The 22188-nt window shown below is 71.8% G+C and carries 22 protein-coding genes; 7 read left to right on the forward strand and 15 right to left on the reverse strand.

Annotated features, from left to right (window positions below):
* Positions 1–16: 16 nt before the first annotated feature.
* Positions 17–898: a deoxyribonuclease IV gene (locus ACIRS4_RS08500; protein WP_404191888.1), complete on the forward strand. Its 882-nt coding sequence runs from the start codon at positions 17–19 to the stop codon at positions 896–898.
* Between the two features lie 33 nt (positions 899–931).
* Here the strand turns inward: ACIRS4_RS08500 and ACIRS4_RS08505 are convergent, their stop codons facing one another.
* Positions 932–1564, reverse strand: coding sequence for a sulfite oxidase-like oxidoreductase (locus ACIRS4_RS08505; RefSeq protein WP_404191891.1), 633 nt, complete (start codon positions 1562–1564; stop codon positions 932–934).
* 174 nt (positions 1565–1738) lie between these two features.
* On the opposite strand from ACIRS4_RS08505, the gene bfr reads away from it, so the two are divergent.
* A complete protein-coding gene (gene bfr / locus ACIRS4_RS08510) occupies positions 1739–2218 on the forward strand; it encodes a bacterioferritin (RefSeq protein WP_404191893.1) in 480 nt (159 codons plus the stop codon).
* Positions 2219–2249: 31 nt separating this feature from the next.
* Here the strand turns inward: bfr and ACIRS4_RS08515 are convergent, their stop codons facing one another.
* The 3 genes from ACIRS4_RS08515 to ACIRS4_RS08525 all read right to left on the reverse strand — a co-directional run bounded on the left by ACIRS4_RS08515 (position 2250) and on the right by ACIRS4_RS08525 (position 5635).
* Positions 2250–2477 carry a bacterioferritin-associated ferredoxin gene (locus ACIRS4_RS08515; protein ID WP_404191896.1) on the reverse strand — a complete coding sequence of 76 codons (228 nt, stop codon included), beginning with the start codon at positions 2475–2477 and terminating at the stop codon, positions 2250–2252.
* 157 nt (positions 2478–2634) lie between these two features.
* A complete protein-coding gene (locus ACIRS4_RS08520; protein ID WP_404191898.1) occupies positions 2635–3987 on the reverse strand; it encodes a class II 3-deoxy-7-phosphoheptulonate synthase in 1353 nt (450 codons plus the stop codon).
* A 145-nt stretch (positions 3988–4132) separates the two neighbouring features.
* Complete coding sequence (locus tag ACIRS4_RS08525; protein ID WP_404191901.1) at positions 4133–5635, reverse strand: hypothetical protein; 1503 nt, start codon at positions 5633–5635, stop codon at positions 4133–4135.
* A gap of 135 nt (positions 5636–5770) precedes the next feature.
* Between ACIRS4_RS08525 and ACIRS4_RS08530 the strand changes: the two genes are divergently transcribed.
* Both ACIRS4_RS08530 and ACIRS4_RS08535 read left to right on the forward strand, forming a co-directional pair.
* Positions 5771–5833, forward strand: coding sequence for a trp operon leader peptide (locus tag ACIRS4_RS08530; protein ID WP_358795328.1), 63 nt, complete (start codon positions 5771–5773; stop codon positions 5831–5833).
* A 140-nt stretch (positions 5834–5973) separates the two neighbouring features.
* On the forward strand, positions 5974–7863 hold the full coding sequence (locus ACIRS4_RS08535; protein WP_404191903.1) for an anthranilate synthase family protein: 1890 nt from the start codon (positions 5974–5976) through the stop codon (positions 7861–7863).
* Here the strand turns inward: ACIRS4_RS08535 and ACIRS4_RS08540 are convergent.
* From ACIRS4_RS08540 to ACIRS4_RS08555, 4 genes are read right to left on the reverse strand one after another with little or no spacing between them, the layout of a single operon-like run.
* The gene (locus tag ACIRS4_RS08540; RefSeq protein WP_404191905.1) at positions 7860–8888 is read right to left on the reverse strand and encodes a 6-phosphofructokinase; all 1029 of its coding nucleotides are present in this window, start codon (positions 8886–8888) and stop codon (positions 7860–7862) included. The two genes, ACIRS4_RS08535 and ACIRS4_RS08540, sit on opposite strands and share 4 nt — an antisense overlap.
* A 59-nt stretch (positions 8889–8947) precedes the next feature.
* Positions 8948–9625 carry a response regulator gene (locus ACIRS4_RS08545; RefSeq protein WP_404191908.1) on the reverse strand — a complete coding sequence of 226 codons (678 nt, stop codon included), beginning with the start codon at positions 9623–9625 and terminating at the stop codon, positions 8948–8950.
* Complete coding sequence (macS, locus tag ACIRS4_RS08550) at positions 9622–10860, reverse strand: MacS family sensor histidine kinase (protein WP_404191911.1); 1239 nt, start codon at positions 10858–10860, stop codon at positions 9622–9624. Before macS ends, ACIRS4_RS08545 begins: the two co-directional genes overlap by 4 nt.
* Before the next feature lie 27 nt (positions 10861–10887).
* A complete protein-coding gene (locus tag ACIRS4_RS08555) occupies positions 10888–11658 on the reverse strand; it encodes a lysophospholipid acyltransferase family protein (RefSeq protein WP_404191914.1) in 771 nt (256 codons plus the stop codon).
* Between the two features lie 146 nt (positions 11659–11804).
* Here ACIRS4_RS08555 and ACIRS4_RS08560 point away from each other — a divergent pair, with 146 nt between their 5' ends.
* Positions 11805–12584, forward strand: coding sequence for an alpha/beta hydrolase (locus ACIRS4_RS08560; protein WP_404191917.1), 780 nt, complete (start codon positions 11805–11807; stop codon positions 12582–12584).
* A complete protein-coding gene (locus ACIRS4_RS08565; RefSeq protein WP_404191920.1) occupies positions 12577–13317 on the forward strand; it encodes a hypothetical protein in 741 nt (246 codons plus the stop codon). Before ACIRS4_RS08560 ends, ACIRS4_RS08565 begins: the two co-directional genes overlap by 8 nt.
* Positions 13318–13373: 56 nt before the next feature.
* Here ACIRS4_RS08565 and ACIRS4_RS08570 read toward each other — a convergent pair whose 3' ends face one another.
* The 6 genes from ACIRS4_RS08570 to ACIRS4_RS08595 form a co-directional block, all read right to left on the reverse strand.
* Positions 13374–14120 carry an endonuclease/exonuclease/phosphatase family protein gene (locus ACIRS4_RS08570; protein ID WP_404191923.1) on the reverse strand — a complete coding sequence of 249 codons (747 nt, stop codon included), beginning with the start codon at positions 14118–14120 and terminating at the stop codon, positions 13374–13376.
* Positions 14121–14203: 83 nt separating this feature from the next.
* Entirely contained in the window at positions 14204–15157 is a 954-nt protein-coding gene (locus ACIRS4_RS08575; protein ID WP_404191926.1) for an ROK family glucokinase, read from the reverse strand.
* 53 nt (positions 15158–15210) lie between these two features.
* A complete protein-coding gene (locus ACIRS4_RS08580; RefSeq protein WP_404191929.1) occupies positions 15211–15717 on the reverse strand; it encodes a DUF5304 domain-containing protein in 507 nt (168 codons plus the stop codon).
* A gap of 56 nt (positions 15718–15773) precedes the next feature.
* Positions 15774–16940, reverse strand: a complete 1167-nt coding sequence (locus ACIRS4_RS08585) for an ArsA family ATPase (protein WP_404191932.1) — start codon at positions 16938–16940, stop codon at positions 15774–15776.
* A 123-nt stretch (positions 16941–17063) separates the two neighbouring features.
* Positions 17064–17504, reverse strand: coding sequence for an SRPBCC family protein (locus ACIRS4_RS08590; RefSeq protein ID WP_130437173.1), 441 nt, complete (start codon positions 17502–17504; stop codon positions 17064–17066).
* Between the two features lie 93 nt (positions 17505–17597).
* The gene (locus tag ACIRS4_RS08595; RefSeq protein ID WP_404191935.1) at positions 17598–18395 is read right to left on the reverse strand and encodes a metallophosphoesterase; all 798 of its coding nucleotides are present in this window, start codon (positions 18393–18395) and stop codon (positions 17598–17600) included.
* 310 nt (positions 18396–18705) lie between these two features.
* Here ACIRS4_RS08595 and ACIRS4_RS08600 point away from each other — a divergent pair, with 310 nt between their 5' ends.
* Positions 18706–20502 carry an AMP-dependent synthetase/ligase gene (locus tag ACIRS4_RS08600; RefSeq protein ID WP_404191937.1) on the forward strand — a complete coding sequence of 599 codons (1797 nt, stop codon included), beginning with the start codon at positions 18706–18708 and terminating at the stop codon, positions 20500–20502.
* A 51-nt stretch (positions 20503–20553) separates the two neighbouring features.
* Here the strand turns inward: ACIRS4_RS08600 and ACIRS4_RS08605 are convergent, their stop codons facing one another.
* The gene (locus ACIRS4_RS08605) at positions 20554–22140 is read right to left on the reverse strand and encodes a GMC oxidoreductase (protein ID WP_404191940.1); all 1587 of its coding nucleotides are present in this window, start codon (positions 22138–22140) and stop codon (positions 20554–20556) included.
* Between the last annotated feature and the right edge of the window lie 48 nt (positions 22141–22188).

Below are 22188 nucleotides of genomic sequence, written 5' to 3' on the forward strand. Positions count from 1 at the left end.
GTGACACCCTGGGCGGGTGAGTCCTCAAGCGTCACCGTTCCCCTCCCGCAACCCCGTCGGCGGCCATGTCCCCGTGGCCGGCGGTCTGCACTCGGTCGGAGTGGCCTACGCCCGCGAGCTGAAGGCCGAGACGCTCCAGGTCTTCGTCGCCAACCCGCGCGGCTGGGCGACCCCGGCCGGGAACCCGCGGCAGGACGAGGCGTTCCGTGAGGCGTGCGCGGCCGCGTCGACGCCGGCGTACGTGCACGCGCCGTACCTGATCAACTTCGGCTCGCACACCGAGGCGACGGTCGAGAGGTCGGTGGAGTCGCTGCGGCACTCGCTGCGCCGGGGCCGGGAGATCGGCGCGCTGGGCGTGGTCGTGCACACGGGGAGCGCGACGGGCGGACGGGACCGGTCCGTGGCGCTGAAGCAGGTGCGGGAGCACATGCTGCCGCTGCTGGAGGAGCTGACCCACGACGACGACCCGTGGCTGCTGCTGGAGTCCACAGCCGGCCAGGGCTCCTCGCTGTGCTCGCGGACCTGGGACTTCGGACCGTACTTCGAGGCGCTGGACGCCCATCCCAGGCTCGGCGTCTGCCTGGACACCTGTCACGTCTTCGCCGCCGGGCACGATCTGACCGGCCCGTCCGGCATGCACCAGACCCTCGACCTGCTGGTGGACACCGTCGGCGAGGGACGGCTCCGACTGATCCACGCCAACGACTCCAAGGATGTGGTCGGCGCGCACAAGGACCGGCACGAGAACATCGGGTCCGGCCACATAGGCGAGGATCCGTTCCGTGCCCTGATGACCCACCCGGCCACCGTCGGCGTGCCGCTCGTCATCGAGACGCCCGGCGGCAAGGAAGGCCACACGGCGGACGTGGAGCGGCTGAAGAAGCTCCGGGACGGCTGAGCCGGCCAGACCGCGGAACGGCTGAGCGGCCGGTTACAGCTCCGGCCCCTCCCCCGGTTCCTCCTGGTAGGAGTACCGCTGCTCCCGCCACGGGTCGCCGATGTTGTGGTAGCCGCGCTCCTCCCAGAAGCCGCGTCGGTCGGCGGTCATGTACTCCACGCCGCGGACCCACTTCGGGCCCTTCCAGGCGTACAGGTGGGGGACGACCAGACGGAGCGGGAAGCCGTGTTCGGCGGTCAGGAGTTCGCCGTCCTTGTGGGTGGCGAAGATCGTGCGGTCGGAGGCGAAGTCCGGCAGGCGCAGGTTGGAGCTGAAGCCGTACTCCGCCCACACCATCACATGGGTGACGTCGGCGGCGGGCGGCGCGATGTCCAGGATCGTGGCTGCCGGGATCCCGCCCCACTCGGCGCCGAGCATGCTGAACTTCGTCACGCAGTGCAGGTCGGCGACGACGGTGGTGTACGGGAGGGCCGTGAACTCCTCGTGGTTCCAGCTCCGCTTGCCGCCGTCGGCGGTGGCGCCGAAGACGCTGAACTCCCAGCGCTCCGGACGGAACTTGGGCACCGGCCCGTAGTGGGTGACCGGCCAGCCGCGCTGCAGTCGCTGCCCCGGCGGAAGCTCGGACACTGCTGCTTCTCCCGTTTCCCGCTCCACCGGCTGACCCATGACTCCATCCTGACAGACCCCCGACGCCGCCCATGACCCGCCATGGAAGGAAACGGGCAACTGCCACTGAGCATGGACTAACTTACTAAGTACGCACTTACTGGACGATCTTCGATCAGCGGTGAAATCATGCGGCGGCAACCTCCTGATTCCCCACGTGGAAGGAGTCCCGCGATGCAGGGCGACCCCGAGGTCATCGAGTTCCTGAACGAACAGCTCACCGCCGAGCTCACCGCGATCAACCAGTACTTCCTGCACGCCAAGATGCAGGAGAACTTCGGCTGGACGCGGCTCGCGAAGTACACCCGGCACGAGTCGTTCGACGAGATGAAGCACGCGGAGGTGCTCACCGACCGCATCCTGTTCCTGGACGGCCTGCCGAACTACCAGCGGCTGTTCCATGTGCGGGTGGGCCAGACGGTGAAGGAGATGTTCGAGGCCGACCGGCAGATCGAGGTGGAGGCCATCGACCGCCTCCGGCGCGGGATCAAGGTGATGCGCGAGAAGGGCGACATCACGTCCGCCAACATCTTCGAGTCGATCCTTGCGGACGAGGAGCACCACATCGACTACCTCGACACCCAGCTGGAACTGGTGGAGAAGCTCGGGGAGGCGCTGTACATCGCGCAGCTCATCGAGCAGCCGGAGAGCTGAACCGGCGCCGCGGGGCTGGGCCGCCGCGGGGCTAGGCCGCTTCGTCGAGCCGGGCGGTGAGCACCTGCTCACCCTGGTCCGCCTGGTCCCGGCGCGGGCAGGCGCCGCGGCCGAGGATCGCCTGGATACGGCGTACGCAGGACCCGCAGTCCGTGCCGGCCTTGCAGGCGGAGGCGATCTGGCGCGGGGTGCAGGCGCCGTTCTCCGCGTGCTGCTGGACCTGTGCTTCCGTCACCTGGAAGCAGCTGCAGACGAACACGCGGATCCACCTCCCGCCGGGATTGATTGCTGTCGCCGTCCCGTTGATCGGTGAGGCTAACCTAACCTTACCCGGGGCTCAGGAGACGCAAAAGTGGAGGGGGCGCGGATCGTATGTGATCCGCGCCCCACCCCGTCCGCCCGTCACGGGCGGATCACTACTGGTCCCGGTACATCTCCGCGACGAGGAAGGCCAGGTCGAGCGACTGGCTGCGGTTGAGCCGCGGGTCGCAGGCCGTCTCGTAGCGCTGGTGCAGGTCGTCGACGAAGATCTCGTCGCCGCCGCCCACGCACTCGGTGACGTCGTCGCCGGTCAGCTCCACATGGATGCCGCCCGGGTGGGTGCCGAGGCCCTTGTGGACCTCGAAGAAGCCCTTGACCTCGTCGAGCACGTCGTCGAAGCGGCGCGTCTTGTGCCCGGAGGCCGCCTCGAAGGTGTTGCCGTGCATCGGGTCGGTCACCCAGGCGACGGTCGCGCCCGAGGCGGTGACCTTCTCGACCAGCTCGGGCAGCTTGTCGCGGACCTTGTCGGCGCCCATGCGGACGATGAAGGTCAGCCGGCCCGGCTCACGGTCGGGGTCGAGACGCTCGATGTACTGCAGCGCGTCCTCGGCCGTCGTCGTCGGGCCGAGCTTGATGCCGATCGGGTTGCGGATCCTCGAGGCGAACTCGATGTGCGCGTGGTCCAGCTGCCGGGTGCGCTCACCGATCCACACCATGTGCCCGGAGACGTCGTAGAGCAGGCCGGTGCGGGAGTCGACGCGGGTGAGCGCGGACTCGTAGTCGAGCAGCAGCGCCTCGTGCGAGGAGTAGAACTCGACGGTCTTGAACTCCTCCGGGTCGGCCCCGCAGGCGTGCATGAAGTTCAGCGCGCTGTCGATCTCGCGGGCGAGCTGCTCGTAGCGCTGGCCGGACGGGGAGGAGCGCACGAAGTCCTGGTTCCAGGCGTGCACCTGGCGCAGGTCGGCGTAGCCGCCGGTGGTGAAGGCGCGCACCAGGTTCAGCGTGGAGGCGGAGGCGTGGTACATCCGCTTCAGCCGCTCCGGGTCGGGGACGCGGGCGGCCTCGGTGAAGTCGAAGCCGTTGACGGAGTCGCCCCGGTAGGTGGGGAGGGTCACGCCGTCGCGGGTCTCGGTGGGCTTGGAGCGCGGCTTGGAGTACTGGCCGGCGATGCGGCCGACCTTCACCACGGGCACGGACGCGGCGTACGTCAGCACGGCGCCCATCTGCAGGAGGGTCTTCAGCTTGTTGCGGATGTGGTCGGCGGACACCGCGTCGAAGGCCTCGGCGCAGTCGCCGCCCTGGAGAAGGAACGCCTCTCCCTTGGCGACGGCCGCCATCCGGGCGCGCAGCTGGTCGCACTCGCCCGCGAAGACGAGCGGCGGATACGACTCGAGGTCCGCGATCACTGCGCGCAGAGCCTCGGTGTCGGGGTACTCGGGCTGCTGCGCCGCGGGCAGGTCTCGCCAGGTGTTGCCAGCGCTCGGGCTGGACTTAGCGTTCACGGTCACGCCCTCAACCCTACGGGGTCACCCAGGGCGTCCATCCCGATGCCCAGAAAATGAGACGAAGCGCGCTCTGACGCCGGCGGCGGGGGCCGGACCCTTGTGCGGGGCCCGGCCCCCGGCCTGGGCGTCAGTGCCGGCGGCCTGGGCGTCAGTGCCGGTTCTGCACCGCCGGGTCGGTGAAGTCGACGGCGAATACCGTGCGCAGCGACATCGATTCGGTGCCGTTGTAGTTCAGGCAGGCGTCACCGTCGCCCGTTTCCGGGTCGATGGCCTTGAAGTCCTCCGGATAGGCGGCCTTGAGCGACTTGCTCGGGCAGATGTGCTCGGTCAGGCCCCACAGCTCCTCGACCGGCTCCGTGCCGAGCCTCGGCCAGTAGCTCAGGGCCTGGGGGGTGCCCACCGCCCAGTTGCCGGTGGCGAGGTTGTCCCTGGTGCAGGCCGTCGGGGCGCGGGTGTCGCCGGCCCAGGTGTGCGAGAAGACGGCGGGCTTGGTGCCGCAGCCCTTGTGGAAGTCGAAGTGCAGCAGACCCTGGTCGTCCGTCCAGGTCATACCGCCCTGGAGGCCTCGGTACCGGGAGGCGGCGTAGGCGTCCTGGATCACCGTCTTGCCGCCGGAGAGGTTGAGCAGCCCCGGATAGGTCGCGGCGTCGGCCGGGTTCAGCTGGTAGCGCACCACGCGTCCGCCGTCGGCCTTGCCGAACCACTCACCGGTGACCAGCTTGAAGGGACCGCTGCCGGTCTTGTCGAGCGAGAGCCACGAGTAGCACAGCGAGTCCGCGTCGGGCACGCCGTTCACGGCGTCGTCGCTGCACCCGCCGGAGGGCGGCGCGGAGACCTGCTTGTAGTAGTGGACCTGGGGCAGCACGTACGGGTAGCCGCAGGCGCTGGACCTGCCGCCGTTGATGCCGGACGTGCTGACGCCGGAGCCGTAGACGTCGACCTTGGCCAGTTTCTCCACGTCGAAGACGCGGATGCCGCCGGTGGTGTCGGTGACGTAGAGGTAGTTCGAGTACCAGACGATCCCGCCGGCGTGGCCGGTGACGAACGTGAAGTTCGAGGCGGCGGACGACGTGCTGGTGGGCTGGGCGAGCAGCACGTGCCGGTACTTGCCGGTGTCCCGGTCGATGAGGCTCAGCTTGAGCAGGTTGTTGGTGCGGCAGCCGGTCGTCTCGGCGGCGGTGTCGCGTTCGTACGTGTTGTAGTGCCAGGCGACCGCCAGGGCGCGCTTGCCGTTGATGGTGCCGTCACCCCCGTCGGCGGTGCCGGTGCTGCTCATGCCCTGCGGCCACCAGCGGCCCGTGTCGTCGTCGCCGTGGGCCGACGACCAGCACCAGGAGACCTTGCGGGTGACCGGCGGCAGCGCCTTGGTCTCGTCGCCCACGCAGGACCGCATCGAGCGCAGGTTCATCCAGGGGTCGGCCGCACCGGAGGAGTTGGTCGTGTAGTCGGTGGTGAGCACCTGCGCCAGGCTCGCGTGGTCCGTGAGGTGGTTGGCGTAGAGGTTGTTCGTCGCGGCGACGTAGCTCGTGTCGGTCATCTTGAACCGGTCGCCACTGAGCGCCAGTTTGGTCATCGTCGGCTGGTCCACGGCTGTCGCGGCCGGCCCTGTGAGGCCGGAGAACAGCGCGGCCGCCGCGGCGACGAAGGCCAACGGCCTCAGTCTGCTCGTTAAAGACACACCCACCCCTTGAGTTCTGATCTAAACACGTCAAGCAAACGCGATCATAAGCCGAATCCGAATCCGCGAACCGTGCCGCGACGGGGCGGGTGGGGTAGGGTGCGGCGCATGTTCGCGCACTCGACCCACATCCGGAACTGGTGGTGGACCGCTCATCCGGCGGCCCACTGACTGCGCGTACGCACGACTTCGCGAAGGCCGCCCGAGGGCGGCCTTCGGCGTTTCTCCGCCGGTCGTCCCTCCCGGCCCCCGCACCTTCCCGCCTCCCCTCCCCCGCTCGACCCCGGTGCACCTGAGAGGACTCCCGACCCATGAACCTGCTGGACCTGACGCACGACTCCCGCCCCTTCGCGCTGCTGCGCCGGCGCGCCCCGGGCCATGACGAGCAGACGGTGGAGCTGCTCCTCGGCCCGGTCACCACCCACGAACGTCTCGCCGACCTGCCCGACGAGGGCCTCGCGCTCGTGCCGTTCCGCCAGATCCGCGAGCGCGGCTTCGACGTCCGCGACGACGGCACTCCGCTGGCCTTCCTGACCCCCGAGGAGCGCCACGAGATCCCGCTCTCCGTCGCCCTGGAGCAGCTGCCCGGGCACGGGGTGCGCGTCGAGGGCGGCGCCTTCGACGTCGACGACGACGAGTACGCGCGGATCGTCGAACGGGTGCTGCGGGACGAGATCGGACGCGGCGAGGGCGCGAACTTCGTCATCCGGCGGACGTTCGAGGGGCGCATCGCCGGCTTCTCCAGGGCCGACGCGCTCGCTCTGTTCCGGCGGCTGCTGGAGGGCGAGCGGGGCGCGTACTGGACGTTCGTCGTGCACACCGGGGACCGGGTGCTGGTGGGCGCGAGTCCCGAGGTGCATGTGCGGATGTCCGGCGGCACGGTCGTGATGAACCCGATCAGCGGGACGTACCGCTATCCGGCCGAGGGGCCGAGTCCCGAGCATCTGCTGGACTTCCTCGGCGACGGCAAGGAGATCGAGGAGCTGTCGATGGTCGTCGACGAGGAGCTGAAGATGATGTGCACCGTCGGCGACATGGGCGGGGTGGTGGTCGGGCCCCGGCTGAAGGAGATGGCTCACCTCGCGCACACCGAGTACGAGCTGCGCGGCCGGTCCTCCCTGGACGTGCGGGAGGTGCTGAGGGAGACGATGTTCGCGGCGACGGTGACCGGGTCGCCGGTGCAGAACGCCTGCCGGGTGATCGAACGCCATGAGCCCCTCGGGCGGGACGGGACCGGGCGCGGCTACTACGCGGGCGCGCTGGCGCTGCTCGGGCGGGACTCGGGCGGGGCGCAGACCCTCGACTCCCCCATCCTCATCCGCACCGCCGACGTCGACGCGTCCGGACGGCTGCGGGTGCCGGTCGGGGCCACGCTGGTGCGCGGCTCGGACCCGGCGGGCGAGGTGGCGGAGACGCACGCCAAGGCGGCCGGCGTGCTCGCGGCCCTCGGCGTACGGCCGGGCAGGCCGCGGGAGGAGGGCGCACGGCCCCGGCTGGCCGACGACGCCCGGGTGCGGGCGGCGCTGGACGGGCGGCGGGCCTCGCTGGCGCCGTTCTGGCTGCGGATGCAGGAGCGCTCGCGGGATCTCGACGGTCACGCGCTCGTCGTCGACGGCGAGGACACCTTCACGGCGATGCTCGCGCACGTGCTGCGTTCGGCCGGGCTCGCGGTGTCGGTCCGGCGCTACGACGAGCCGGGGCTGCGGGAGACGGTGCTCGGGCACGAGGGCCCGGTGGTGCTGGGCCCCGGCCCGGGCGACCCGTCCGACCTGACCGACCCGAAGATGCGGTTCCTGCGCGAGCTGACCGCGCGGGTGATCCGGGAGCACCGGCACGGGGTCCTCGGCGTCTGCCTCGGCCACGAACTGATCGCGGCGGAGCTGGGGCTGGACGTCGTACGCAAGGAGGTCCCGTACCAGGGGGCGCAGACGACGGTCGACTTCTTCGGGCGTGAGGAGACCGTCGGGTTCTACAACAGCTTCGTGGCGCGGTGCGACGACGACGCCCGGCAGGAGCTGACCGCGCACGGGGTCGAGGTGAGCCGGGCGGACAACGGCGAGGTGCACGCCCTGCGCGGCGCGGGCTTCGCCGGTGTGCAGTTCCACCCGGAGTCGGTGCTGACCCTCGACGGGGCGGCGATCGTAGGGGAGTTGATGCGGTCGCTGCGGCCGGCCGGTCAGGCCGTGGCCGAGAACGGTTAGCCGAAGAAGACACCGGCCTCGGCGTACAGTTCGGGATCCACCGTCTTGAGCCGGGCCGTCGCCTCCGCGAGCGGGACGCGGACGATGTCCGTGCCCCGCAGGGCGACCATCGTGCCGAAGTCCCGCTCGTGGACGGCGTCGACGGCGTGCAGGCCGAACCGGGTGGCGAGCCAGCGGTCGTAGGCGCTCGGGGTGCCCCCGCGCTGCACGTGTCCGAGGACCGTGGTGCGGGCCTCCTTGCCGGTGCGCTTCTCGATCCGGCCGGCCAGCCACTCGCCGACGCCGGAGAGCCGCACATGCCCGAAGGAGTCCAGCGAGCGGTCCTTGAGGACCATGTCGCCGTCCCTGGGCACGGCGCCCTCGGCGACGACCACGATCGGCGCGTAGGAGGACCGGAAGCGGGAGGTCACCCAGGCGCACACCTGCTCGACGTCGAAGGGCTGCTCGGGGATCAGGATGACGTTGGCGCCGCCGGCCAGGCCCGAGTGGAGGGCGATCCAGCCCGCGTGGCGGCCCATCACCTCCACGACGAGCACGCGCATGTGCGACTCGGCGGTGGTGTGCAGGCGGTCGATGGCCTCGGTGGCGATGCCGACCGCCGTGTGGAAGCCGAAGGTGTAGTCGGTGGCCGACAGGTCGTTGTCGATGGTCTTCGGCACGCCGACGCAGGGCACGCCGTGCTCCTCCCCCAGGCGCGCGGCGACGCCGAGCGTGTCCTCGCCGCCGATGGCGACGAGGGCGTCGACCCCGTCGTGGGCGAGGGTGTCGCGGATGCGGCGGACGCCGTCCTCCTCGTGCAGGGGGTTGGTCCGTGAGGAGCCGAGGACGGTGCCGCCCCGGGGCAGGATGCCGCGCACCGCCGGGATGCCGAGGGGGACCGACACCCCTTCGAGCGGCCCCCGCCAGCCGTCCCGGTAGCCGATGAACTCATGGCCGTGTTCCTGGACGCCCTTGCGGACGACGGCGCGGATGACGGCGTTGAGGCCGGGGCAGTCACCGCCCCCGGTCAGTACTCCGACGCGCATGACAGGTCCCTTCGCCGTGGGCCGAGACTGCCTGACGAAGGGTCAGTGTCGCGCGCCGCTCACTCGTCGTCGAGGCCGCGCTCTATGGCGTACCGGACGAGTTCGACGCGGTTGTGCAGCTGGAGCTTGCCGAGGGTGTTCTGCACATGGTTCTGGACCGTGCGGTGGGAGATGACGAGGCGTTCGGCGATCTGCTTGTAGCTCAGGCCCTTGGCGACGAGGCGCAGCACCTCGGTCTCCCGGTCGGTGAGCCGGGGCGCGTCCGGTTCGTCGGCTCCTGAGGCGGGCGCGGGCTCGGAGGCGAGGCGGCGGTACTCGCCGAGCACGAGACCGGCCAGGCCCGGGGTGAACACCGGGTCGCCGACGACGGTGCGGTGCACCGCGTCCACCAGTTCCTCCGTGGACGCCGACTTCAGCAGGTAGCCGGTCGCGCCGGACTTCACCGCCTCCAGCACGTCGGCGTGCTCGCCGCTCGCGGACAGCACCAGGACGCGCAGCGCCGGGTTGGCGGCGACGACCTCCTTGCAGACCTGCACGCCCGGCTTGGCGGGCAGGTTCAGGTCCAGGACGAGCACGTCCGGCGTGGTGGCCCGGGCGCGGCGCACGGCCTGCTCGCCGTCGCCGGCGGTGGCGACCACGTCGAAGCCGGACTCCGTGAGGTCCCGGGCCACGGCGTCCCGCCACATCGGGTGGTCGTCGACCACCATCACCCTGATCGGGCCCTGTACGTCGCTCATCGCCGTCCTGCCTTCCCCCGCTCGATGTTCTGCCGCGGCGCCTTCGGCACCGTCAGTTCGACCTCAGTGCCCTGGCCGGGCGTCGAGATCAGCTCGGCGCTGCCGCCGAGGTCGCGCAGCCTGCCCCGGATCGACTGGACCACGCCGAGCCGTCCCTCGCCCTCGGCCTGCGCGAGCCGTCCTTCCGGGATGCCGGGGCCGTCGTCCCGCACGGTGACGATCACCTTGTCGGGCTCGTCCTCGACCAGGATCCACGCGCGCGCGTCCGGCCCCGCGTGCTGCCGGACATTGTCCAGCGCGGCCCCGACGGCCGCCGCCACCTCCCGCGCGGCAGGCGGCGCGAGCGGCACCGGGGCGCCGGGCTCGGCCAGGGCGACCCGGGCGGCGGCGAAGGGGGCGAGCAGGGTCCGCAGGTCGGCCGGCCCGGTGTCCTCGTCGTCGGCGGGCTCGTCCACGATCCGTACGACGGCCCCCTCGGCCTCGTCCTCCGAGACCCGGGAGACCGGCACCAGTCCGCCGGAGACCAGCGTGCGCAGCGCCACCTCCTGCTCGCCGGCCATCCGGCCCAGCTCGGCCGCCTCTCCGCCGATGACGGCGCCCCGCCGCTGCACCATGGCCAGCACCTGCAGCACGCCGTCGTGGATGTCCCGGGCGAGCCGCTCCCGTTCCCGGGTCGCCGCCTCGATCTCCAGGGCGCGGGCGAGGGTGCGCTCGGAGGCGCGGGCGACCTCGACGACGTAGCCGATGGCGATGGCGGCGACCCAGACGAGGATCACGTTGTGCACGGTGTCGTGGGCCGGGGCGCCGCGTTCGACCAGGTTGGCGACGGCCACGGGGGTGGAGGCGAACACCGCCCAGCGCCAGCCGCCCTTGACGGCGAACGCGAGGACCGAGCCTGCGGTCCATATCGACGGCAGGGTGGGACCGCCCTCGACGATCCGCTGGTGGGTGTCGGCGAGCGGGGTGAGCAGGATGCCGGTGAGGGCGACGGCGAGGTCGACGGCGAGGAAGGGCTTGGTGCAGGCGGCGGCGTTCTGGACGCGGGGCAGGGTGGCGAGCGTCCAGACGCTCAGCACGGCGTAGTAGCCGACGGCGATGCCGGGACGGACGAACTCGTCGTAGGCGGTGGCGAACAGGCCGAGCGCGTACAGCATCGTCAGCACCCGGTAGGCGGTGAGCGCGCGCCACAGCGGCAGCTCGACCGACATCCGCATGACTCTCTCGCGTCTGGCCACGTCCCCCACCCCCCGGCCCGCCCCCCTCTAGGGCCCGGACCGCTCCGCCTTTTCCTTCTCCGCCTGTTCCTTCTCCGCGCGGGCCAGGGCCGCCTTCGCGGCCTTGCCCGCCTCCTTCTCGGCCTTCGCCGCCTCCGCGATCTGCCGCTTGGCGGCCGTCGCGTAGATGTCGACGTACTCCTGTCCGGAGAGCTTCATGATCTCGTACATGACCTCGTCCGTCACCGCGCGCAGCACGAAGCGGTCGTGGTCCATGCCGTGGTAGCGGCTGAAGTCCAGCGGCTTGCCGATGCGGATGCCGGGCCGCATCACCTTCGGCATCACCTTGCCGGGCGGCTGGATCTTCTCCGTGTCGATCATGGCGACCGGGAGGACGGGCGCGCCGGTGGCGAGCGCCACGCGCGCGAGGCCGCCGGGCTTGCCCCGGTAGAGGCGGCCGTCGGGCGACCGGGTGCCCTCCGGGTAGATCCCGAACAGCTCGCCGCGCTCCAGGACCTCTATCCCGCTCCTGATCGCCGCCTCACCCGCGCCCCGGGCGCCGGAGCGGTCCACGGGGAGCTGACCGACGCCCTTGAAGAAGGCCGCCGTCAGCCGGCCCTTCACCCCGGGCGTCGTGAAGTACTCGGCCTTGGCGATGAAGGTGACCTTGCGATCCAGGACAGCGGGCAGGAAGAACGAGTCCGAGAAGGAGAGGTGGTTGCTCGCCAGGATCGCGGGGCCCTCGGCGGGAACGTTCTCCAGGCCTTCCACCCAGGGCCTGAAGACCAGCTTCAGCGGCCCCCCGACGGAAACCTTCATCGCGCCGTACAACAACCGAGTGCCTCCTGTATGTGTAGATCAGACCATAACCCGGAGCGGCCGCGAAGGGCCCGACGGCCCTGGTCGGTGTCAGTGCGGTCGCGTACGGTGAACCTCACACGAAGACAGAAGACAGGAGACCGAAGGTGCCGGTCCTTCCTGGAGCCGAGCCGTACCGCCATGCCGGCGGGGAGGTCGGGGTCCTCCTCTGCCACGGCTTCACCGGTTCCCCGCAGTCGCTGCGCCCCTGGGCTCGGCAGCTCGCGGGGCACGGTCTGACGGTCTCGCTGCCGCTGCTGCCGGGGCACGGAACGCGCTGGGAGGACATGGTCCTCACCGGCTGGCCCGACTGGTACGCCGCGGTGGACCGCGAGCTGCGCATCCTGCGCGAGCGCTGTACGCGCGTGTTCGTGGCCGGACTGTCCATGGGCGGCGCGCTGGCGCTGCGGCTCGCGGCCAAGCACGGCGAGGGTGTGGAGGGCGTGATCGTCGTCAACCCGGCGAACCGGGTGCACGGTCTGTCCGCGTACGCCCTCCCGGCAGCCCGGCACCTCGTGCGGACGACGAAGGGGATCGTGGGCGACATCGCGAAGGAGGGCGTCGTGGAGACCGGCTACGACCGGGTGCCGCTGCACGCCGCGCACTCGCTGCGGACCTTCCTGCGGCGGGTCGACGGCGAACTGCCGCAGGTCACCCAGCCGCTGCTGCTCCTGCGCAGCGCGCGCGACCATGTGGTGCCGGCCGCCGACGCGGACCGGATCCTGGGCCGGGTGTCGTCGACGGACGTGACGGAGGTCCTGTTGGAACAGAGTTGTCACGTGGCGACGTTGGACCACGACGCGGACCGGATCCTCGACGAGAGTCTCGCGTTCATCGGCCGGCTCGCACCCAGTGTCGGCAAGGAAGGGACGACGGCAGGTGGCTGAGCACGACTCCGACCGCGGGGAGCAGGACGTGCCCTTCGACGAGGAGGCCGCGTGGGCGGCGATCGTCGCGGGCTACGGCGAGGAGCCGGCGGACCCGCCGGGCGCGAAGCCGTTCAAGCCGATCGAGGATCTGGCGCTGCTGGAGGCGGAGCCGAACGACGACGGGGCGGGGACGGGGGCCGGGGCGGGCTCCAAAGCGGGGCCGGTCTCCGTCGCCGACCCCGGCGCGCCCGTCGCCGACCCCGGCCCCCCCTCGGACGCGGGCGCGGGCCCGCAGAAGGGCGCGGATCCCGGTCCTGCCGCCGGGTCGGGCTCCGGCTCCGGCGCCGGCTCCGGCGCCGGCTCCGGCTCCGGCTCCGGTGACGATCCCGGTGATGGGCCTGCCGCGCCGCTGGGCAGTTCCATCTCCTTCGCGCCCGGCGTCGGCCCGCGCGACTACTCGCTGTCCGAGCCCTCCGACACGGACTTCGACGAGGACGACGAGGGCCACTTCGTGCCGCCCGAGCCGCCGCCCCTGCCGGCCGCCGACACCACCGCCAGGTTCGCCTGGCTCGGCGTGCTCGGCGGCCCGGTGCTGCTCCTGCTGGCGGTGCTGCTGGGCTGGGAGATGACCTGGTGGCTGACGACGGTCGGCATCGGCGGCTTCCTGGGCGGCTTCGCGACGCTGGTCATGCGGATGAACCCGGGCGACGACGAGGACGACGGCGACCCCGGGCGGGGCGCGGTCGTCTGACCAGGACGGCTCGGACGAAGCCCGGGGCCGCCGTCAGGTCCTGAGAGGTCGTGACGTCATGCGGCGGGCACGCGGAGCGCCGCCAGGACCGGGAGGTGGTCCGTGGCGGCCCGCAGGTCGGCCTCGCTGATCCCGGGCAGCCCGGTGGGCACCCCGCAGCCGAGCACCTCGACCTCCTTCGTCGCGAAGACGGCGTCGATACGGCGGTCGGGGGCGGCCGCGGGGAAGGTGAGCTCGCCGCCCCAGGGGGCGGTGGCCCGGCAGTCGAGCAGGGTGCCGGCCAGGCGCCGGAACGTGGGGCCGCCGGGCCGCTCGTTGAGGTCGCCGCCCGCGACCGCGTGCTCCACGCCCATCCCGGCCAGCCGGTCCAGGAGCATCCCGCCCTGCTCGTACCGCTCGTCCGCGTGCAGGCTCAGATGGCAGCCGAGGACGCCGAGCCGGGCGCCCGCGAAGCGGACCACGGCGGTGGCGAAGCCCCGGCGGTGACGGCCGGGAGTGCGGGGCAGCAGCACGTCCTCGGTGTGTTCGACGGTGGCCCGCAGCGAGCAGAGCACGGCGGGGCCCGCGGCCGTGCCGCCGCCGGTGAGGATCACCAGGCCGGTGGCCGAGGCGAGGCGGGCCAGTTGCTTGCGCCAGCGGAAGAAGATCGGGGCTTCCTGGACGAGGACCAGGTCGGGGGCGCAGGCGGTGATGACGCGGGCGAGGGCGTCGGTGTCGTCCCGCATCGAACGGATGTTGTAGGAGAGGACGCGGATGATGGGCGAACCGTCGGGCTCCGTGCGGGAGTTGGGGAGCGGCGTCATACAGGACAATTTACGCCCGATGACCGGGGGCGCGAGGCGTGCGCGTCCGCGCCGCCCCGCGCCCCTTTCATGCCGTGGGGCCGCTACATGACCGGATCGGGCTCGCGGGCCAGGTCCGCGGCACCGACCAGGCCCGCCTCGTTGCCGAGCTGGGCGGCGATCACGTCGGCGACCGGACGCCAGTTGCCGCCGACCAGCCAGCGCCGGTACGACTTGCGGATCGGGTCCAGGACGAGGTCGCCCTCGTCCGAGAGACCGCCGCCGACGATGAACGCGGACGGGTCGAAGAGGGAGGCTAGGTCGGCGAGACCGGCGCCGGCCCAGCGGGCGAGCTCCCGGTAGGAGTCGACGGCGACCGGGTCGCCCTGGCGGGCGGCCATGGAGATGTGCTTGCCCTCGATGCCGTCGGGCGTGCCGTCGCCGAGGCCGAGCAGGACGTCGGCGCGCTCGGGGGTGGCGTTGGCGCGCTGCTTGGCGTACCGCACGAGGGCGCGGCCGGAGGCGTACTGCTCCCAGCAGCCCTGTGAGCCGCAGCCGCACAGGAGGCCGTCGGGCACCATGCGGATGTGGCCGAACTCGGCGGCCACGCCGAAGTGCCCGCGGCGCAGCTTGTTGCCGATGATGATGCCGCCGCCGAGGCCGGTGCCGAGCGTGATGCAGATGACGTTGCGGTGGCCCTTGCCCGCGCCGAACTTGTACTCGCCCCAGGCGGCCGCGTTGGCGTCGTTCTCGACGACGACCGGGAGGCCGACGCGTGCTTCGACCTTGTCCTTCAGCGGTTCGTTGCGCCAGTCGATGTTGGGTGCGAAGTAGACGGTGGAGCGCTGCCGGTTGACGTAGCCGGCCGCTCCGATGCCCACGCCGACGATCTCGTGGCCGGCGCGCGCGCCCTCCACCGCCGAGGCGATGGCGTCCACGATGGCCTCCGGCGTGGAGGGGGTCGGCACCTTGAAGGTCGAGAGGATGTTGCCTTCCTCGTCGACCACGCCGGCCGCGATCTTCGTGCCGCCGATGTCGACGCCGATGGTGAGTCCCATGAATCCCTCAGTTTCGGTCGAGCCCCGCTACGGCCAACCGTACCCGAGTGGGGTCAGTCCAGGTCGATGCGCTGGGCCGGGCCGGGGTCGTCGCCGCCGTCGCCGCGGGGGGCGGCGGGGCCGTCTGAGGGGCGGCTCGGGTCGCTCGTCCGGGCCGTCCAGCGCTGCTCCTGGTGCTGGACGGCGGAGCGGTAGGCGGCGAGCAGTTCGCCGCCGGCCGCGGCGAGGTGGTCGAAGACGTCCGGGTTGCGCTCGATGACGGGTTCTACGGCGGCCTTGGCCTGCTCGACGACCTGGCGCACGACCTGCTGGGCGGCGGGCCCGGCGACCGCGCCGAGCAGCGGGGACTGAAGCCCGGAGAGCCGGTCGGCGACCGATTCGACGAGCTTGCGCAGCTCCTCGGCGGCCGAGCCCGGTGGCGGGCCGTGCTGGGCGCGGCGGCGGGCCCGTTCCTCGGCGAGGTCCTCGGCGCAGGCGGTGGCCCAGGCGTCGGCGTCGGTGGCGCGCGTCCGTCCGGAGCCCTCGTCGCCGGCGTCGGCTGTGGGGTGCTCTTCGCTCATGACGGCTCCTGACCACGGTTCGTCCCTACGACGTTACCCGAACGGCGCTGTGCCGTTCATCGTGCCTGCGGCCACAGCGTGGGGTCCGGCGCGAACCGGACGCGCAGTTCGCCGTCGCGCAGGGCGGCGCCGTCGACGGTGCAGCGGCGCAGCGCGGAGGGCAGCGGCACGATCCGGCGGAACGGGCCGACGGTGACGACGAGTTCGTCGCCGCGCCGGACGAGGTCGAGATCGTCGCGTATGGCGCCGGGCAGGGGGATGTGCCAGACGAGCACGCCGTCCTGCGCGACCCGGTCGGTGACGGGCCACTCGACCGGGGGGACGCCCGCGGCGACGTCGGGGACGGCGAGCGCGGTGAGGTCGTCCTCGCCGCGGGGGTCGTGGCCGAGGTGGGCGACGGCGCGGGCTCCTCCCCAGGCCACGAGGGTCTTGCGCTGCTGGGAGACGAACCGGGCCAGGGGGCCGCCGCCGTCGGCCGTCTCCTCGGGCAGGACGCGGTTGGCGACGAGGGACTCGACGGGCAGCGCGCGCAGGGCGAGGCCGAGGCGGGCGTCGCGCACGGCGTCCTCGCCGGCCGGGCCGGGCTCGGCGACCAGGCGTACGGCGGTGGCGCGGTCGGCCAGGACGGCCTGGACGGCGGCCAGTTCCAGGTCCCAGCGGGCGGTCGTCTCGTACAGCCACTCGGCGGGCATGGGGACCCCGGCGAGGCGGCCGAGGACGGGGCGCAGGGCGCGGGCGGCCTGGCGTTCCGGGGGGAGCAGGCGGCGGAGGTAGCGGCGCAGTTCCTCCGGGAGGGCGAGGAGCGCGAGGGCCTGCGGGGCGGGCGGGAGGTCGACGACGAGGAGGTCGTGGGTCTCGGCGAGGGCGGCGTCGCGCAGGGCGCGCAGGAGGGTGAGCTCCTCGGCGCCGGGGAGGGGCGTGACCTCCTCCGGGTCGAGGCGGGAGGCGCCGAGCAGGTCGAGGACGGTGGAGGCGCGGTCCTGGAAGGCGGCGAGGTCGTCCCGGAAGCCGCCGGTCGCGTCGGGGCGCCATGCGGTGAGGTGCGGGGTGAGCTGTGCCGGCGCGGCTCCTGTCGGTGCGCCGAGCGCGGCGCCCAGGGTGTCGGTGCGGTCGGCGCTCAGGACGAGGACCTTGGCGCCGCGGCCGGCCGCCTTCAGCGCGGTGGCGGCGGCGACGGTGGTCCGTCCGCTGCCGCCCGGGCCGGTGATCAGGAGGGTGCGCATGAGGCTGAACGGTAACGGACGATCAGCTTCCCCCCCGGCGGCCGGCGGACCGGGGGCGGCGGGAGCGCGGGGCCCCGCGCGCCTCGACGCCCGGCCCCGCTCACCGCGCCCCCGCCCGCGGGGCTACTTGCCGGACTCGACCCGCTTCTTCAGGCCTGCCAGGGCTCGGTCGATGATGACCTTCTCGGCCTTGCGCTTGATCATCCCCAGCATGGGGATCTTGACGTCCACCGTGAGGACGTACGTCACCTCGGTCGCCCCCGCGCCGGCCGGCTTGAGCAGGTACGAGCCGTCGAGGGAGCGCAGCATCTGGGACTTCACCAGCGTCCACGACACCTCGTGCTCGCCGGTCCAGGTGTACGCGAGGACCTGGTCGTCCTTGATCGCGCCCGCGTCCATGACGAGGCGGACCTGCTCGGCGCGCCCCTGCGCGTCGGAGGCGAGCACCTCGGCCTCCTTGACCTCGCCGGTCCACTCCGGGTAGCGGGCGAAGTCGGCGATCACTCCCATGACCTCGGCCGGCGCCGCCTCGATCGTGATGCTCGAACTGGTGTGCTCCGCCATCGCCCCGGCTCCTCCAGACGCGGTCCGTGTGTGCAGCGTGAAGGCTACCGCGCGTGCGCCGCGCTGTTGTCACCCCACCCTCGTACCGGCCCGTCAGAACTCCAGCGCCCACGGCTTTCCGGCCCCGGCGAAGTGGCCCACGTTGACGCACTCGGTGGGCCCGATCCGCATCCGGCGCGCCAGCGGCTGGTGGACGTGGCCGAAGAGGGAGTACCGGGGGCGGGTCCGGCGGATCGCGTCCAGCAGCGCCCGGCTGCCCCTCTCGAAGCGTCGCGCGACGGTGTCGTAGACGAGGTCGGGCACCTCCGGGGGGATGTGCGTGCACAGCACGTCGACCTCGCCGACGGCCTCGATCTTCGCCGCGTACTCCTCGTCGCCGATCTCGTACGGCGTGCGCATGGGCGTTCTCAGGCCTCCGCCCACGAAGCCGAAGACCCAGCCGCCGATCTCCACCCGCTGGCCGTCCAGCACCGTCGTCCCCTCACCGGCGAACTCGGGCCACAGCCGCGGGATGTCGACGTTGCCGTAGGTCGCGTACGTGGGGGTGGGGAACGCCGCGAACAGCTCGGCGTACTGCTTGCGCACCCCTCGTTCGATCACCTCGGCCCGGTCCTCGCCGACGCCCGCCCACAGCCGCGCGCCGAGCTCCCGCGCCTCCTCGAAGCGGCGGGCGGTGCGCAGTTCGACGAGCCGGTCGGCGTTCTCCACGCCGAAGAGGTCGGGGAAGATCCCGCGCGAGTGGTCGGCGTAGTCCAGGAAGAGCACCAGGTCGCCGAGGCAGATCAGGGCGTCCGCGCCCTCCCCCGCGCGGGCCAGGTCGCGCGCGTTGCCGTGCACGTCGCTGACCACGTGGATGCGTGTCCTGCCGCTGCCGGAGGGTGTGGGTGCCATGGCGATCAAGGGTAGGCGTGTGCGGCATACGTGAACAGTGGCGGCCGGAATACCGGTTACTGGCCAGTTAGTAAAGCGGTGGACTACTGTGCGCGAGGAAACACCCATCTGTGTGACGCAGCGAACATCTCGCCGGGCCCCCCTGTCAAAGAAGCCATACCGGCGGGTAACGTCCGGGCGGTCCAGTAGTGCTCAGGTTTCGGCCAACGGGTCCCGGCCCGTCGGCGGACCTGTGCACCGCCCGAGCCTTGGACCGCACCGTCGCATCGCACAACGTCGTGGCGCCGGCGCCCTATGAGGAGCAGCAGTCTTGCGCGAGTTCAGCCTTCCGGCTTTGTACGAGGTCCCCGCGGACGGCAATCTGACCGACATCGTCCGCAGAAACGCCGCGCAGCACCCTGACGTCGCCGTCATCGCCCGCAAGGCGGGCGGCGTCTGGCAGGACGTGTCGGCCACGGCCTTCCTGGCCGAGGTGCACGCCGCCGCCAAGGGCCTCATCGCCGCCGGCGTCCAGCCGGGCGACCGGGTCGGCCTGATGTCGCGCACCCGCTACGAGTGGACGCTGCTCGACTTCGCCATCTGGTGCGCGGGCGCGGTCACCGTGCCGGTGTACGAGACCAGCTCGCCGGAGCAGGTGGGCTGGATCCTCTCCGACTCGGGCGCCACCGCGGTCGTGGTGGAGCTGGACGCGCACGCCGCCGCCGTGGAGTCGGTGCGGGAGACGCTGCCCGCCCTCAAGCACGTGTGGCAGATCGAGAAGGGGGGCGTGGAGGAGCTCGGGCAGCTCGGCAGGGACGTCTCCGACGCGGCGGTCGAGGAGCGCAGCTCGCTCGCCAAGGCCGACGATCCGGCCACCATCGTCTACACCTCGGGCACGACCGGGCGCCCCAAGGGCTGTGTCCTGAGCCACCGCAGCTTCTTCGCCGAGTGCGGCAACATCGTGGAGCGGCTGCGGCCGCTGTTCCGCACGGGCGAGTGCAGCGTGCTGCTCTTCCTCCCCCTCGCGCACGTCTTCGGCCGGCTGGTGCAGATCGCCCCGATGATGGCGCCGATCAAGCTGGGCACCGTCCCGGACATCAAGAACCTCACCGACGAACTGGCCTCCTTCCGGCCGACGTTGATCCTGGGCGTGCCGCGCGTCTTCGAGAAGGTCTACAACTCGGCGCGGGCGAAGGCGCAGGCGGACGGCAAGGGCGCGATCTTCGACAAGGCGGCGGACACCGCGATCGCGTACAGCCGGGCGCTGGACCTGCCGTCGGGTCCGTCGATCGGCCTGCGGATCAAGCACAAGGTCTTCGACCGGCTGGTCTACAGCAAGCTGCGCGCGGTGCTGGGCGGCCGGGGCGAGTACGCGATCTCCGGCGGCGCGCCGCTGGGCGAGCGTCTCGGCCACTTCTTCCGCGGCATCGGCTTCACCGTCCTGGAGGGCTACGGCCTGACGGAGTCGTGTGCGGCGACCGCGTTCAACCCCTGGGACCGGCAGAAGATCGGCACGGTCGGGCAGCCGCTGCCGGGCTCGGTGGTACGCATCGCCGACGACGGCGAGGTGCTGCTGCACGGCGAGCACCTGTTCAAGGAGTACTGGAACAACCCGGGGGCGACGGCGGAGGCGCTGGCCGACGGCTGGTTCCACACCGGTGACATCGGCACCCTGGACGAGGACGGCTACCTCAGCATCACCGGTCGCAAGAAGGAGATCATCGTCACCGCGGGCGGCAAGAACGTCGCCCCGGCGGTGATCGAGGACCGTATCCGGGCGCACGCGCTGGTCGCCGAGTGCATGGTGGTGGGCGACGGGCGGCCGTTCGTGGGCGCGCTGGTCACCATCGACGAGGAGTTCCTGGACCGTTGGGCCGCCGACCACGGCAAGCCGGCCGGGTCCACCGCGGCGTCGCTGTGCGAGGACGCGGACCTGCTGGCCGCGGTCCAGACGGCGATCGACGACGGCAACGCCGCGGTGTCGAAGGCGGAATCGGTGCGGAAGTTCCGCATTCTCTCCTCCCAGTTCACGGAGGACTCGGGCCATCTCACTCCGTCGCTGAAGCTCAAGCGCAACGTCGTGGCGAAGGACTACGCGGCGGAGATCGAGGCGATCTACGCCAAGTAGCGCCCCTCTCAGCCCTCCTGACGGAGTCTCATCAGGCGCTCGGTTCGCGGGTCATGGCGCGGTGTCCTCGGCGAGGACCCGCGCCATCGTGCGTTCGGCGAGCGCGGTGATGGTGACGAACGGGTTCACCCCGATCGAACCGGGCACGAGCGAGCCGTCGGTGACGTACAGCTTCGAATACCCCTTCACCCGGCCGTAGTCGTCGGTCGCCTTCCCCAACACGCAGCCGCCCAGGGGGTGGTAGGTGAAGTCGTCGGCGAAGATCTTGCTCGGCGAGCCGAACAGGTCGTAGCGGTAGATGGTGGAGTTCGCCGAGTTGATCCGGTCGAACAGTTTCTTCGCCATGCCGACCGAGACGGCGCTCTGCGCCGCCGACCAGCCCAGCTTCACACCGCCCGTGGCGCTGTCGTACGTGAACGCGGCGCGCTGGGGGTTCTTGGTGATCGCCAGGTAGAGGCTGACCCAGTGCTCCAGGCCCGTGGGCAGCGGGGCGATCTCCGCGAAGACGGGGTTGGCGGTGTTGGCCCAGTCGTCGATGCCCATGACCGGCATGGTCGACTGGTTGGCGCCGACGGTGTCCCACAGGTGGTTGGCCCGCCCCAGCATCACGTTGCCGTTGGTTCCCCAGCCGGTCCCCACACTCGGCTCCAGCGCGGGCAGCGTGCCCGTCTCCCGTGCGCGCACGAGGAGTTCGCTGGTGCCGACGCTGCCGCCGCCGAGGAAGAGGTAGGTGCAGCCGTACTGCTTGGTCTCCACGACCTTCCCGGTGACGTCGATGCGGTCGGCGGTCAGGACGTACGTGCCGTCGGCGGCGCGGCTGACCGTGCGGACCTTCTCCAGGGTGTGCACGGTGACGTTGCCGGTGCCGAGCGCGGCGGCGATGTACGTCTTGTCGAGGCTGCGCTTGCCCTGGTTGTTGCCGTAGATGACCTCGCCGCCGAGCGCCGACTTCGTGGCCGTGCCGTCCGCCTCGCGCCGCATGTAGCCGAAGTCGTAGACGTTGGGCACGAAGGCGGTCTTCAGGCCGGCGTTCTGGGCGTGCTTGCGGGAGACCCGGGTGAACCGGTACCAGTCCGTGGACTCGAACCAGGCGGGGTCGACCGTGTTGACGCCGAGCATCGAACGGGCGCGCGGGAAGTAGGTGTTGTACATCTCGTTGACGTCGACCGTCGGGAACTGCTCGGCGAAGTAGGACCGTAGGGGGGTGACCGCCATCCCGCCATTGACGAGCGAACCGCCGCCGACGCCGCGTCCGACGTAGACGGACATGTCCGCGAAGTGCACGCGGTCCAGGACGCCGGGGTAGGCGCCGATGTCCTTGTTGACGACGTCCAGCCAGAGGAAGCTGGCGAGCGGGGCCTCGGTGCGGGTGCGGAACCACATGGAGCGCTGGTCGGGGGCGGTGGTGGAGCAGAAGACCTTGCCGTCGGGGCCGGCGGCGTTCCACAGGCGGCCCATCTCCAGGACGAGGGTGCGGATGCCGGCCTGGCCGAGGCGGAGGGCGGCCACGGCAGCGCCGTAGCCGGAGCCGACGACGATGGCGGGCGCGGAGTCGACGGCGTCGGGCTCGGCGGACTGGGCGGAGGTGAGGCCTATGCGGGTGAAGCCGAGGGTGGCCGCCGTCTGAAGGGCGGCCATACCAAGGATTTGACGTCTCGTCAGCTGACGCTGAATCAGGTTTGGTGT

It is taken from the genome of Streptomyces sp. NPDC101166 (genome assembly GCF_044768125.1).
In the GTDB taxonomy this organism is placed as follows: Bacteria; Actinomycetota; Actinomycetes; order Streptomycetales; family Streptomycetaceae; genus Streptomyces.